Origin of the sequence: Rhodococcus indonesiensis, from assembly GCF_047782815.1 — a bacterium.
Taxonomy (GTDB): Bacteria; Actinomycetota; Actinomycetes; order Mycobacteriales; family Mycobacteriaceae; genus Rhodococcus; species Rhodococcus indonesiensis.
This window is the reverse complement of record NZ_CP180630.1, coordinates 1,743,294-1,756,027: the sequence shown is the minus strand read 5'-3', so window position 1 is coordinate 1,756,027 and position 12,734 is coordinate 1,743,294. Positions and strand designations below refer to the sequence as shown.

The window sequence follows — 12,734 nt, the reverse complement described above, 5'->3', positions numbered from 1 at the left end:
GATCGAATCGTCGACAAACCGGCTGCATGTACGCCTCTGTCCTGACCACCGGGTAGTATCGCGCGCCATTTCGAACCACCCTCCGGCCGTGGCATTTTGTGGCAAAGGTCCCGGAACGGACATGCAGTCGGCCGGTACGCGGGCAAACGTCACTGTGGACGTGTAATAGATTGGCATACAACACTATTCAATGTCATTAGCGTAAGTCATTGCACAGCACAACATCTTTGTCGTAGGACATGACACGAGCCGCGTAATGCTGCATCATTGATGTCGACAGGGGAGAACGAGCGGAGCATCTACGTGAATTCGGTTGGCAGGGGCGAATATCGCGGAGCGTGCAGGGACGCTCACATCAGCAACTCGCGGTAGCAGCCACGCCGACCGGAATCCGGGCACCGACGCTCGGGACACCGGTATCACCGGCTCGACACATCTGTACTCGACGGCATCCGTCGAGCTCGCCGCATTCGAGGGAGAACCGACATGACCAGCACCATCGAACCGTCGTCCCGTACCACCGCCGCCGGCACCAAGCTGCGCGGCCGCGTCGCATTCGTGACCGGTGGAACGCGCGGCATCGGCGCGGCCATCAGCCGCAGCCTCGCCGCCCAGGGCGCCACGGTGGCTGCCGGATACGGCCGCAACACCGCCCAGGCCGACCAGTTCCTCGCGGGCATGCAGGCCCACGGCCAGGACGGCGTCGAGTACAGCGTGCACAAGGGCGACGTCGCGAACGCCGACGACTGCCGTCGCACCATCGACGAGGTCATCGAGCGCCACGGCCGTCTGGACATCCTGATCAACAACGCCGGCATCACCATCGACCGCACGGTGCTGAAGATGGAGGACGACGACTGGAACAACGTCATCGCCACCAACCTCTCCGGCACCTTCTTCCTGGCCCAGGCGGCGCTGCGGCACATGCTCGAGCGCGGCACGGGACGCATCGTCAACATCTCCTCGGTCATCGGCGAGACCGGCAACATCGGCCAGGCCAACTACGCGGCGTCCAAGGCCGGCATGTTCGGCCTGACCAAGACCCTCGCCAAGGAGGCCGCGTTCGCGCTGGCCCGCTCCGGCAAGCTCACCCCGGACAGCATCGGGGTCACCGTCAACGCCGTCACCCCGGGCTTCGTCGCGACCGAGATGGTCGAGACCATCCCGGACAAGGTCCTCGACCGCATCAAGAGCACCATCCCGGTCAACCGCCTCGCCGACCCCGAGGAGATCGCCCGCGTCGTGCACTTCCTCGCTGCCGACGCCTCGTCCTACATCACGGGTCAGGTGTGGGGCGTCAACGGCGGACTGGACATGTGATCCTGCCTTCCCGGCTCCACGAACTCACCCTCGACTGAACGGCCCGGCACATGCAGCCCTTCGAAACGAACCGCCACGGGCGGATCGTCTTCCCTTCCAACTTCTTTCCCGACATCGACTTCTCGACCGTCACCGACGTCGAGCAGCTCGACTCCGTGATCCGCCGCGACTTCGACACCAAGGCGCCGACGGCCTCGGAGATCCTCGCCCGCCACACGCGGGGCGACTACCGCAACAAGGTCGAACTCCTGCGCGATGTCGCACTGAATGCGTACTGGGCCAACCGTTTCGCGCTCACCATGTTCGACAAGCGGCCGACCCGCTGGGCCGACGTGCCGCGCACCCGCGACGACCTGTACATGCCGGTCCTCACGCCGTGGCCCGATCAGGAGAGCAAGGTCGCCGAGGTGGAAGCCGCCTTCCGGCAGCTGCCCGCCGGCTGGGACGACGCCGCCGAGGACTGCATCTTCGAGACCGTCTTCGACGTCTTCGCCGCCCGCAAGCACGTCGCCGGCGCCTTGCCGACGGTCAAGCCGACCGTCGCCCAGCTCACCGCCGACCCGAAGAACATGACGCTGCGGCTCGGCAGCTACGACCCGAACTTCCGGGTCTACAGCTACGACGAGATCCTCGACTGCCACGAGGACGTCCCCGCGCTCGAGGCGCTGCGGCGCTGGTCCATGGTGCTGCACAACCAGCAGCCCTGGGACCGCAAGCAGGTCGAACTCGTCGAGGTCGGCCAGCTCCGCGACGACGACTACGTCGTGGTGTTCCACCCCCGGGACCGGCACGTGCAGCGGTTCATCTCGCGGGTCACCTCGGGCCGGACCGCCCCGGCGCCCCAGCGCGCCGCCGTCGAACCCGTCCCGCCGGCCACGCCGTACCCGACGATCGACGTGCGCCGCGACTTCGCGGTGCAGCCGCGCATCGAGGCGCTCGCCGTCGCGCACGGTGACGTGGTGTGCACCAACGAGGACCTGATCCGGAACTCGGCGTACAACTGGTCGGCCATGACCGCCGACGAGGTGACCGCCAAGACCGGGATCGAGCAGCGTCGCTACACGTCGGGCTCGTTCTCCGAGCTCGCCCTGCAGGCGGCCCGCGCGGCCGTCGAGAAGGCACAGGTCGGCCCGGCGGACATCGGGGCGGTGCTGGTGTGCACCTGCACCAGCGACCGGCTCATCCCCTCGCTCGCGACGTACCTGTCGGGCGAACTGGGCATCGCCCAGACGCACGCGTCGTTCGACCTGGTCGCGGCGTGCGCGGGACTGCCGTACGGGCTGGCCGAGGCGACCCGGATCCTGCAGCAGATCCGCCGTCCCGTCCTCGTGGTCTGTGTGGAGAAGTTCTCCGACAAGATCGGCAGTGTCCGTCCGTCCCGGATGATCTTCGGTGACGGTGCGGCCGCGCTCGTCGTCGGCGTCGCCCCCGAGGGCGCCGAGCCCGACATCGAGTACCTGCAGACCTACGCGAGCGGACCCACCAGCGAGGTCAACTCGATCATCTGGCCCAACCCGGACTTCGACAACGCGATCACGGTGTACGGGCCGGAGGTCAAGAGCCTCGCGGGCCGCTACCTGACGCAGATGCTCGACGAGGTCCGCGCCCTGCCCGGCCTCGACAAGGGCGAGTCGCTGCTCGACGACATCGACCTGGTCGTCCCGCATCAGGCGAACAAGACGATGATCATCGACCTGGCGGCCAAGGCCGGACTCGCGGCGGACCGGCTGTACTTCAACATCGAGAAGGTCGGCAACGCGTCGTCGGCGAGCATCCCGCTCGCGATCCACGACGCGGTGCGCGACGGCGTCATCACCGAGCCCGTGCGGATCTTCGCACCCGGCTTCGGCGCCGGAGCCGTCGCCGGCTACTCGGTGATGCGGATCGATCCGTCGGTCGTGGCGATCGCACAGTAGCCGACCCGGCTACCCGCTCGGCCCCCAGTCGTCCGCTGCTGCAATTGCAGTGGCGGACGACTGGGGGCCGAGCGGCTGTGCTCTGTCACGGCAACGTGCCGGCCCAGCCGACGAGCGCGTCCGCGACCTCGTGCGGAACCTCGGGGATCAGGGCATGTCCCGCACCGGGAATCAGCACGACGGTTACCCGGTCGGCGCCGAACTCCTCCGTGAGCTCGGCCCGTGTCGGTGCCGGACGGAACACGTCGTCGCCGGCCTGCAGGTCCAGCAGCGGAGACGGTGCGAACGGCCACCAGGATTCCTTGTCGGTGGCGGCCATCGCGCGGCGCTGCGCGACGATCGCCTCGGGCCACCAGCCGTCGAGCCAGACCGACGGGTCGTGCCCGTCCGCGAAGAACACCGCCCGCAGGTGCTCGAGCCGCTCGGAATCCGGCAGGGTCAGGTCGGAGCACTTGGCGACGCGCTCGGTGAGCGACTCCGGGAACCGGCGGGCACCCGCGGCGAGGATCGCGACCCCGCGCACCAGGTCCGGCCGGTCCGTCGCGAGGACCCGCGCGACGTAGTGGCCGAAGGCGTGCCCCGCGAGGACGGCCGGGCCCACAGCGAGCCGCTCGATCACCTCGGCGACGTCGCGGGCGAGGTCGTGCAGGTCGAGGTCGTCGAGCGGACCGCGGCTCGTGCCCACGCCGCGCGGCTGGGGGCGGATCGCGCGGAAGCCCGCGGCGGCGAGATCGGCTGCGATCGGATCGAACTCGTAGGAGTCGCGGCCGAGCGACGGCAGCAACACCACTGCCGGACCGGTTCCGTCGACGAGCACCTCGATCTCCACGTCGCCGAATTCGACGGTGTGTGTTTCGCTCATGCCGACATCCTTCCAGCGCCGACGTGCCGCACCCGTTTCCGGTGCGTGCAGGGCGGTAGCCGGTCGTCAGCTCCACGTCCCGCATTCGCGGCCGAGCAGATCATGCCCCGCGCCGAGGTCCGGCGGACCCCGATCGCCGTGATCTTCTCGATCAGGTAGCGGCCGGCCTTACAGGTCTTTGCCGGCTCTCCCGGAATGTCGGATGCGGATCCCCGATCGATCCCCGCCGTGTCTCTTCCTCCGCACCACATACCGCGCGATCAGGGCTGCAAGAAGACCCGCGAAAGTCACCAGGTGGACCTCGTCGACGGACAGCCCGTCGATGTTCGGCTGCAGGTCCTCCTCTGTCGCCCAACCGAACCAGACTTCGCTGACCGCAATTCCCGCAACGAAATACGCGATCGCCGAGACGAGCCACAGCCGTCTCGTCACACCTCTGCCCACGATCAGGTGCGCGATCAGTCCGAACCCCAGCGACATGGCAGCGAGCAGTCCCACACCCTCGATCCCCAGATCCCAGCGCACGACCAGCACCTCCTCGCACACCGCGCCTTCTTGCGGGTCAGTCTCCTCGGCGGGGCACAGGGAAGGTAGAGGCCGAGGCCCCCGGGTCACTGCCTTCAGGTCGCAACATGATCACCGTGGACGGAATCCGGACGGCGGGCCTACGGTGAACTCATGGGGGCGGCAGTCGAGGTGCGGGGACTACGCAAGCAGTACGGGCGCACGGTCGCCGTGGCCGACGTGTCCTTCCGAGTCGAGCAGGGCGAGATCTTCGGACTGCTCGGCCCCAACGGCTCGGGCAAGACCACCACCGTGGAATGTGTGCAGGGGCTGCGGCGTCCGACCGCCGGCAGTGTCGAGGTCTTCGGGTACGACGCCGTCACCGAACCGATGCGCGTGCGGCGCATCGTCGGCAGCCAGCTCCAGGATTCGGCGTTACCGGACCGCTTGCGCGTAGGCGAGGCGCTGCAGTTGTTCTCCACGATCAACCCAGGCGGGCCGCCGTGGCAGCACCTGCTCGAGGAGTGGGGCCTGGCGGAGCGGCGTAAGGCCGCATTCGGTGAGCTGTCCGGCGGCCAGAAACAGCGTCTGTTCGTCGCCCTGGCACTGATCGCCGATCCGAAGCTGGTGATCCTCGACGAGATGACCACCGGTCTGGACCCGGCCGCGCGTCGGATAGCGTGGGATCTCGTCGCCGCCGTCCGGGACCGCGGCTCGACCGTGATCCTGGTGACTCACTTCATGGACGAGGCCGAACGGCTCTGTGACCGTCTGGCCGTGCTCGTCGACGGCCGCGTGATCGCCGGCGGCACGCCGGCCGACCTCGTCGCCGCGTACCAGCCCGTCAAGCAAGTGCACTTCACCGCTCCCCCGGACACCGATCTCGACTTCGTCGGCACCGTGTCCGGCGTCGCGGCCGTGGACCGTGGACCCGACGGCACGGTCCGGGTCAGCGGCACGGGGCCGCTGCTCGCCCGCGTCGCCCATGCGCTCGTCGCGCGGGGCATCGAACCCGACGACCTGCGGCCCGAGCTGCCCACACTCGAGGATGCCTACCTCGCGTTGACGGCCGACCACGGTGCGGGTTCCGGGAGCGGCGGATGAAGACGTTCGCCGCGATGGCCTGGGTGGAGATCAAGCTCTTCGCCCGGGAACCACTGACGGTGCTGTTCGTCCTCGTGCTGCCGGTGGTGATCCTGTACGTGCTCAACGGTGCCTTCAGCAGCCAGCGGGCCGATCCGACGGTCTGGGAGGGGCTGCGCGCCATCGACTTCTACACGCCCTCCTACGTGGCGCTGGTGGCGGCGACGGCAGGGGTGCTGTCGTTGTCGGTACACCTTGCGGGTTACCGGGAGCAGGGGGTACTACGACGCTTCCGGGCCTCGGCGATCGCGCCCGCGACACTGGTCGCCGCGCATATGGCGGTGACCGCCGCCATCGCCACGGCCGGGGTGATCCTGCTGACCGCCGCATCCATACTCGGCTACGACGCCCCGTTCCCGCGAAACCCACTCGGATTCGCCGCCGCCTACACACTCGTCACCGCGGCTTTCGCCGCACTCGGCGCGCTGCTCGGAATCCTCATGCCCACCGCACGCGCCGCCCAGGGCCTCGGGGTGCTGCTGTTCTTAACCTTCATGATGCTCGGCGGCGCCGGCCCGCCGCGCGAGATCCTGCCCACCACGATGGGCCGGCTCGGCGACGGCATCCCCCTCACCTACGCCGCGCGACTGCTGCGCGGACCCTGGCTGGATCGAGGCTGGGATCTCGGTGCGGCTGCCGTCATGGCCGGGTTGCTGGTCGTCAGCGTGGCCGCGATCGCGTGGCGGTTGCACGCCGAGGACACGCGCTGAGCGACGGGGCCTGCGACCGTCTCCGGTCGCAGGCCCCCGTTGCCGTATACGGTGCTCAGAGCCAGCGCGGTGGTTGCTCCTCCGCGCCGGCGGTGAGGCCGACGGCGCCACGCCCGGCGGCCCAGCGCACGACGGCGGCGAGCGGGCCGCTCACCTTCGCGGTCGTGCCGGCCTCGTCGCGGACCGCGATCGGGGCGTGGCCCTCCACCTCGAGCACGAGACCGGCGCCGAGGTCCTTCTTGCGCCACATGCCCACGATGTCGTCGAGCAGCGAGTCGAGGACGACGGGCGGGAAGTCGCCGAAGCGCGCACCGTTGCCCAGGTCCACCGCGTGGATCCACACCTCGCGGGTGCGCATCCACGCGGTCTCCTCGGCCGGCACCATCCGGCCCTGCGCGGTGCGGACCTGCGCCTGCCATGCCGACTCCGGCAGGTGCCGCCACTTCTCGTCGAGCCGGGCCACGGTGTGGGCGAACAGGTTCCGCAGCGCCGCGGCGTTCAGGGTGGCGCCTTCGGCGATCTCCTGTGCGCGCTGCTCGGTAGAGGCGTACATGGGCGTCTCGACGCCCGTGGCCGCCCAGTCCATGAGCCGGCACAGGGCCGCGGCGTTGTAGCCGACGTGCGCGACGAGGTGCTTGCGGGTCCATCCCTCGAGCGCGGTCGGGGCGTCCAGCTCGTCGTCGGTGAGTTCGGCGAGCCGCTGGGAGAAGTACGCGGTGCCGCGCCGGGCGATCAGCAGCCGCTCGGACAGGTCGAGATCGTTGAACCCCACAGGCGTGCTCCTACTTGACGACGGTCTTGTTGCGCACCGTACCGAGGCCCTCGATGCTGACCTCGACGGTCTCCCCGTTGCCGATGTAGCGGGCGGGCTTGCGGGCGTGCCCGACGCCGCCGGTGGTGCCGGTGATGATGACGTCGCCGGGCTGGAGGGTGACGATGTGGGAGATGTAGTCCACCAGCTTGGCCGGGGTGAACACCAGGTCGTCGGTGGTGGCCGACTGCATGACCTCCCCTTCGAGCCGGGTCTCGATGCGGCTGCCGAGGGTGTAGTCGGTGCTCAGGAACGGACCGAAGCCGCTGGTCTTCTCGAAGGTCTTGCCCTGGTCCCACTGCAGCGTGCGGTACTGGTAGTCACGCATCGTGTAGTCGTTGATCACCGAGTAGCCGGCGATGTACTGCTCGGCGTCGGCCTCGGACACCTGGTAGGCCTGCTTGCCGACGACGACGGCGAGCTCGGCCTCCCAGTCGAGCTGACCGGCGGCGTACTCGGGGACGATCACGTCGTCGTAGGGGCCGGTGAGGGCCTCCTTGAACTTCGAGAACAGCGTCGGGTACTCGGGCAGGTCGCGGCCCATCTCCTTGATGTGGGTCGCGTAGTTCAGGCCGACGCAGACGATCTTGCCGGGGTTGGGCACGACCGGCGCGTAGTCGGCGTTCGCCAGGTCGACGGTGCGGCCGGAGGCCTGCTCGGCGACGGTCTTCCAGTTCGGATCGGCCAGCAGCGCGGACAGGTCGGCGTAGCCGTCGATCACGGTGGCGGTGGTGTCGGAATCGACGCGCACGGCGGCGGTGGTGCCGTCGAGGCGGAGGGTGGCGAGTCGCATGTCGGGTCAGGCTCCTTCGGAGATGTAGGTGCGGTTGAAGTGCAGGCGTTCGACGATGGGGGCGTCGGAGAAGGCGAACAGGTCGACGCCGCCGTCGGTCTCGAGCGACCACTCCACCCAGGACGGCACGACGATCATGTCGCCCTTGGTGACGTCGTGGTCGGTGCCGCCGAGGTGGAACCGGCCTTCGCCCTCGAAGACCTGGAACACGGTCGAGCCGACGTCGCGCCGGGTGCGGGTGTGGGCGCCGGCCCGCAGCCGGTGGAACTCGGCGCGGATGGTGGGCATGACGTCGCCGCCGGTGGTCGGGTTGGTGTACCGGATCGCGGCATGGCCCGGTTCGGGGGTGGCGGCGTAGCCCTCGTCCTCGAGGGCGAGCTGCTCGTTCAGCGCGGCGTCGGTGTACTTCCAGCGGTAGCACGCGATCGGCGAGCTGGCCTTGGCGTCGAGACCGACCAGCGGGCGCAGGCCCGGGTGCACCCACAGCCGCTCGGAACGGGAGACGTCGGGGGTGGACTCGTCGGTCACCCCGTCGGATCCGAACTCGAAGAACCCGGTGTCGGTGTAGTTGACGAACGGGATGTCGAGGCCGTCGATCCACGCCATCGGGTGGTCGGTCTCGTTGTGGTGACCGTGGAAGTTCCAGCCGGGGGTGAGCAGGAAGTCGCCGCGGCACATGGCCACCGGATCGCCGTTGACGACGGTCCACACGCCCTCACCCTCGACGACGAACCGGAAGGCGTTCTGCGAGTGCCGGTGCTCGGGCGCGGTCTCCTTGGGCCCGAGGTACTGGATCGCCGCCCACAGCGTGGGGGTGACGTAGGGGACGCCGCCGAGACCGGGGTTGGCCAGGGCGATGGCACGCCGCTCGCCGCCGCGGCCCACGGGGACGAGGTCACCGGCCCGCTGGGCGAGCGGGTACAGGGTCGACCACTTCCAGACGAACGGCACGGCCTTCGACGTCGGCACCATCGGCATCAGGTCGCCGAGCTGGGTCCACAGCGGGTTGAGGTGCTCGGCCTCGAAGTTCGTGTAGAGCTGCTGGAGCTCGGGATCGGTGTTCTCGGTTGCGGTCATGACCTCTCCTCGTGAAGCGGGACACATGCGGCGTTGATCTCAACGTAGGTCCCCCGGTCCCGCGTAGCCCATGCAATTCTTCTATACGGAATATTTGCCCGGCCTGCTGTCGGGGCACCGTGCGTCACTCGATGTGCGCGACCTCGACCTCGATCCCCCGGATCGCCGCCCGCATCCGGGAGACGAGGGGACCGTTGAGGTGCTGGCGGTACCGCGTGACCGGCACGGCCGCCGTGAGCGCCGCGATCGCCCGTCCCTGCCCGTTGCGGACGGCGACACCGAAGGCGGCGACCCCCTCCTCCGTCTGCTCGACGTTGACGGCGAACCCCACCTTGCGGGCCGCCTCGAGTTCGGTGAGGAACACCTCGAATTCGCCGGGGGCGAGCCGGCGGTCCACCCCGTAACCCACGGTCGGGCGCGGATCGACGTGCGGCTCCTCCGGCGGCCGCAGGTAGAGCTGCTCGAGCGTCTGTCTCGGCAACTCCGCCAAAAGGATTCGCCCTCCAGCGGTGAGTTCGGCGGGGAGCACCTGCCCCTGCCGGTCACCGACCCGCAGCATCGACTCGGACTCCGCGGAGTAGAGGAACCGGGCCTGCGACCCCACCCGGACGACGAGGTTGATCGTCTCGCCGGTCAGGATCGCCAGGGCCTCCATGTGCGGCCTGCTGATGTCGGTGAGCTCCCGCGTCCAGCCCTGTTGCGCGGGCCCCACCCCCATCGCGGGACCGGGATGGTAGCGGCGCTTCTCGTCCTGCACGGCGAACCCGCGGTAGACCAGCATCGACAGCAGGCGGTGGGCCGTCGACGGCGCCGTCCCGAGTTCCTCCGCGGCGTCCTTGAGCCGCAGCGCGCCGACGTCGCGGAGCATCTGCAGCAACCGCAGCGCGTTGTCCACCGACTCGAGCGCATACGACGGCCGGGTGATCGTCTTGGACGCCTTCTTCGACGCCGCCGGTTTTTTCTGCACAACAGAACTTTATTGCACCGGCGTAGTGGGGCGCATCACGGTAGAGGCATGCACAGTTCCCCCGACGCCGTCGCCTCCGGCGACCGCACGATCGTCCTGCATCGCGGGACAGCGCTCGCCGTGATCGTCTGCTGGCTGTTCGTCGTCTTCGACGGGTACGACCTCATCGTCTACGGCAACGTCATCTCGAGCCTCCAGGACGAGTGGGGCATCAGCGCCGCGACCGCCGGCACCCTCGGCAGCCTCGCCTTCCTCGGCATGATGATCGGGGCGGTGCTCGCCGGGCGCCTGTCCGACGCGATCGGCCGCAAGCAGGCCGTCATCGGCTGCGTCGTGGTTTTGTCGGTGTTCACCACGCTCTGTGCCGTCGCGACCGGCCCGATCATATTCGGGGCGATGCGGCTGATCGCCGGACTGGGCCTCGGCGGCCTGGTCCCCACGTCGAACGCGCTGGCCGCCGAACTCGTCCCGCCGCGGTGGCGTGCCGCCGTCGCGACGATGATGATGTCGGGCGTGCCGATCGGCGGGTCCGTCGCGGCCCTGCTCGGCATCCCGGTCATTCCCAACTGGGGCTGGCGCCCGATGTTCCTGTTCGCCCTCGTGCCCCTGTTCGTCCTGGTTCCGTTGGCGCTGAAGTACCTGCCCAACACGCATTCCAAGACGGACGCCCCCGTCGGAGGCGGTTTCCGCGAACTGCTCGGTGCCCGGTTCCGGACCATCAGCATCATGTTCGCCCTCGTCACCGTGGTGACGCTGCTCGCCTGGTACGGACTGGGCACCTGGCTGCCGAAGCTGATGCTGAACGAGGGCACCGACCTCGGCAGCGCCCTGACCTTCGCGCTCGCGCTGAACCTCGGCGCGGTGGCCGGTTCGTTCATCACCGCCTGGGGTGGCGTCCGGTTCGGCACCGTGCCCACGAGCATCGTCGCCGCGTTCGTCGCCGGTGTCGCGCTGCTCGCCCTGCTGCTCTCCCCACCCACCGCGATCGTGTACGCGATCTTCGTGCTCGCCGGCGTCGGCACCCACGGAACCCAGTGCCTGATCATCGCGGCAGTGGCCTCCTACTACCCCGACCACCTGCGCGGCACCGCGCTCGGCTGGGCTCTGGGCGTCGGCCGGATCGGCGCCGTCGCGGCCCCGCAGATCGGCGGCTTGCTGCTCGCCGCCGGGCTGGGCGCGAACTCCAACTTCATCCTCTTCGGTGTGAGCGCACTGATCGCTTCGCTGCTGCTGACCGTCGTGTGGAAGCGATTCCCCGTCAGCGACGACGCGCCGCGCGGGCCGGTCCTCGCCCACTGATCCACCCCTCATCTCGATACCGACCACAAGGAGTGTCATGTCCGATCTGAAGGACGCACGGGTTCTCATCGCCGGCGGCGGAATCGGCGGCGTCGCCAACGCCCTCGCCCTCGCCCTCCGGGGTGCCGAGGTCACGCTGTTCGAACGCGCGTCGGAGTTCGGCGAGGTGGGCGCCGGACTGCAGATCGGCCCGCACGGCTCGCGCATCCTCCAGGCCCTCGGGGTCTACGACGAGGTCATCTCCAAGGGTGTCCTGCCGAAGAACCTCGTCTTCCGCGACGCCGTCACCGCCGAGATCCTCACCAAGGTCGACCTCGGCCACGACTACCAGCAGCACTACGGCGGCGTGTACTTCGTCGTGCACCGCTCCGATCTGCACTCGGTCCTCGTCGAGGCCGCCCGCCGGGCCGGCGCCGACCTGCGCACCGACGCCCCTGTGCACGACGTCGTCACCGAGGGCGACAAGGTCCGCGTCATCCTCGAAAACGGTGAGGAGCACGTCGGCGACATCGCTCTCGGCATGGACGGCCTGCACTCGCGGCTGCGCCCGAAGCTGTCCGACGACAAGCCGGTCGGCTCCGGATACGTCGCCTTCCGCGGCACGTTCCCGATGAACGAGGTCCCGCTCGAGGAGGAGATCGAGGACGTCGTCGGCTACATCGGCCCGCGCTGCCACTTCATCCAGTACCCGCTGCGCCAGGGCGAGATGCTCAACCAGGTGGCCGTCTTCCAGTCGCCCGCCTTCCTGCGCGGCGAGGAGAAGTGGGGCAGCCCCGAAGAACTCGCGCACGCCTACGACCACTGCCACGAGAGCGTGCAGACCGCGCTGAAGTACCTGTGGACCGACCGGTGGTGGCCGATGTTCGACCGCGACCCGATCGACAACTGGGTCGACGGCCGCATGATCCTGCTCGGCGATGCCGCCCATCCCCCGCTGCAGTACCTCGCCTCCGGTGCCGTGATGGCCCTCGAGGACGCCAAGTGCCTGGCCGACTACGCCGCCGAGGACTACCGGGGCGACAACGCCAACTGGCCGAAGATCCTGCGCGACGTCAACGCCGAGCGCGCCCCGCGCTGCAACCGCATCCTCACCACCGGCCGCATGTGGGGCGACCTGTGGCACCTCGACGGCGCCGGCCGCGAGGCCCGCAACGAGCTGTTCCGCACCCGCGACACCTCGAGCTACAAGTACACCGACTGGCTGTGGGGCTACAGCTCCGACCGCAACCGCTGACCCCACCGTCGCCGGCCCGGTCGGCCGAACGAGCGGGCCGAATGTCACACCGGTTCGATTGAATCGAACCGGTGTGACATTCGGCCACGGGCTCGTAG

Annotated in this window: 12 protein-coding genes; 6 read left to right on the top strand and 6 right to left on the bottom strand. The window is 69.2% G+C overall.

The features are described 5' to 3' along the window. Nucleotides 1-486 precede the first annotated feature (486 nt). Nucleotides 487-1,320: a 3-oxoacyl-ACP reductase family protein gene (locus ACM26Y_RS08305; protein ID WP_054375000.1), complete on the top strand. Its 834-nt coding sequence runs from the start codon at nt 487-489 to the stop codon at nt 1,318-1,320. Between the two features lie 50 nt (nt 1,321-1,370). Further along, nucleotides 1,371-3,236, top strand: coding sequence for a 3-oxoacyl-ACP synthase III family protein (locus ACM26Y_RS08300; protein WP_003936216.1), 1,866 nt, complete (start codon nt 1,371-1,373; stop codon nt 3,234-3,236). Between the two features lie 85 nt (nt 3,237-3,321). Here the strand turns inward: ACM26Y_RS08300 and ACM26Y_RS08295 are convergent, their stop codons facing one another. After that, nucleotides 3,322-4,098, bottom strand: a complete 777-nt coding sequence (locus tag ACM26Y_RS08295) for an alpha/beta fold hydrolase (RefSeq protein ID WP_416063157.1) — start codon at nt 4,096-4,098, stop codon at nt 3,322-3,324. 168 nt (nt 4,099-4,266) lie between these two features. Next, on the bottom strand, nt 4,267-4,644 hold the full coding sequence (locus ACM26Y_RS08290; RefSeq protein WP_416063156.1) for a hypothetical protein: 378 nt from the start codon (nt 4,642-4,644) through the stop codon (nt 4,267-4,269). Nucleotides 4,645-4,776: 132 nt separating this feature from the next. Between ACM26Y_RS08290 and ACM26Y_RS08285 the strand changes: the two genes are divergently transcribed. Together ACM26Y_RS08285 and ACM26Y_RS08280 are read left to right on the top strand one after the other, a co-directional pair. Then, nucleotides 4,777-5,706, top strand: a complete 930-nt coding sequence (locus ACM26Y_RS08285) for an ABC transporter ATP-binding protein (RefSeq protein WP_416063155.1) — start codon at nt 4,777-4,779, stop codon at nt 5,704-5,706. Next, nucleotides 5,703-6,455 (top strand): ABC transporter permease, encoded by a 753-nt coding sequence (locus ACM26Y_RS08280; RefSeq protein WP_416063154.1) that lies wholly within the window; start codon nt 5,703-5,705, stop codon nt 6,453-6,455. Before ACM26Y_RS08285 ends, ACM26Y_RS08280 begins: the two co-directional genes overlap by 4 nt. A gap of 55 nt (nt 6,456-6,510) precedes the next feature. Here the strand turns inward: ACM26Y_RS08280 and ACM26Y_RS08275 are convergent, their stop codons facing one another. The 4 genes from ACM26Y_RS08275 to ACM26Y_RS08260 all read right to left on the bottom strand — a co-directional run bounded on the left by ACM26Y_RS08275 (nt 6,511) and on the right by ACM26Y_RS08260 (nt 10,103). After that, nucleotides 6,511-7,227: a maleylpyruvate isomerase family mycothiol-dependent enzyme gene (locus tag ACM26Y_RS08275; protein ID WP_140188432.1), complete on the bottom strand. Its 717-nt coding sequence runs from the start codon at nt 7,225-7,227 to the stop codon at nt 6,511-6,513. A 10-nt stretch (nt 7,228-7,237) separates the two neighbouring features. Next, nucleotides 7,238-8,059: a fumarylacetoacetate hydrolase family protein gene (locus tag ACM26Y_RS08270; RefSeq protein WP_416063153.1), complete on the bottom strand. Its 822-nt coding sequence runs from the start codon at nt 8,057-8,059 to the stop codon at nt 7,238-7,240. A gap of 6 nt (nt 8,060-8,065) precedes the next feature. Then, nucleotides 8,066-9,136 (bottom strand): cupin domain-containing protein, encoded by a 1,071-nt coding sequence (locus tag ACM26Y_RS08265; protein WP_416063152.1) that lies wholly within the window; start codon nt 9,134-9,136, stop codon nt 8,066-8,068. A gap of 124 nt (nt 9,137-9,260) precedes the next feature. Continuing rightward, nucleotides 9,261-10,103 (bottom strand): IclR family transcriptional regulator, encoded by an 843-nt coding sequence (locus ACM26Y_RS08260; protein WP_003936206.1) that lies wholly within the window; start codon nt 10,101-10,103, stop codon nt 9,261-9,263. 48 nt (nt 10,104-10,151) lie between these two features. Here ACM26Y_RS08260 and ACM26Y_RS08255 point away from each other — a divergent pair, with 48 nt between their 5' ends. Further along, nucleotides 10,152-11,402, top strand: coding sequence for an MFS transporter (locus tag ACM26Y_RS08255; protein WP_416063151.1), 1,251 nt, complete (start codon nt 10,152-10,154; stop codon nt 11,400-11,402). Nucleotides 11,403-11,439: 37 nt separating this feature from the next. Further along, nucleotides 11,440-12,636, top strand: coding sequence for an FAD-dependent monooxygenase (locus tag ACM26Y_RS08250; RefSeq protein ID WP_416063150.1), 1,197 nt, complete (start codon nt 11,440-11,442; stop codon nt 12,634-12,636). The last annotated feature ends 98 nt before the right edge of the window (nt 12,637-12,734 follow it).

Coding starts and splice junctions, on each gene's coding strand:
- ACM26Y_RS08305 (WP_054375000.1), top strand. CDS start 487: ATGACCAGCACCATCGAACCGTCGTCCCGTACCACCGCCGCCGGCACC.
- ACM26Y_RS08300 (WP_003936216.1), top strand. CDS start 1,371: ATGCAGCCCTTCGAAACGAACCGCCACGGGCGGATCGTCTTCCCTTCC.
- ACM26Y_RS08295 (WP_416063157.1), bottom strand. CDS start 4,098: ATGAGCGAAACACACACCGTCGAATTCGGCGACGTGGAGATCGAGGTG.
- ACM26Y_RS08285 (WP_416063155.1), top strand. CDS start 4,777: ATGGGGGCGGCAGTCGAGGTGCGGGGACTACGCAAGCAGTACGGGCGC.
- ACM26Y_RS08280 (WP_416063154.1), top strand. CDS start 5,703: ATGAAGACGTTCGCCGCGATGGCCTGGGTGGAGATCAAGCTCTTCGCC.
- ACM26Y_RS08270 (WP_416063153.1), bottom strand. CDS start 8,059: ATGCGACTCGCCACCCTCCGCCTCGACGGCACCACCGCCGCCGTGCGC.
- ACM26Y_RS08265 (WP_416063152.1), bottom strand. CDS start 9,136: ATGACCGCAACCGAGAACACCGATCCCGAGCTCCAGCAGCTCTACACG.
- ACM26Y_RS08255 (WP_416063151.1), top strand. CDS start 10,152: ATGCACAGTTCCCCCGACGCCGTCGCCTCCGGCGACCGCACGATCGTC.
- ACM26Y_RS08250 (WP_416063150.1), top strand. CDS start 11,440: ATGTCCGATCTGAAGGACGCACGGGTTCTCATCGCCGGCGGCGGAATC.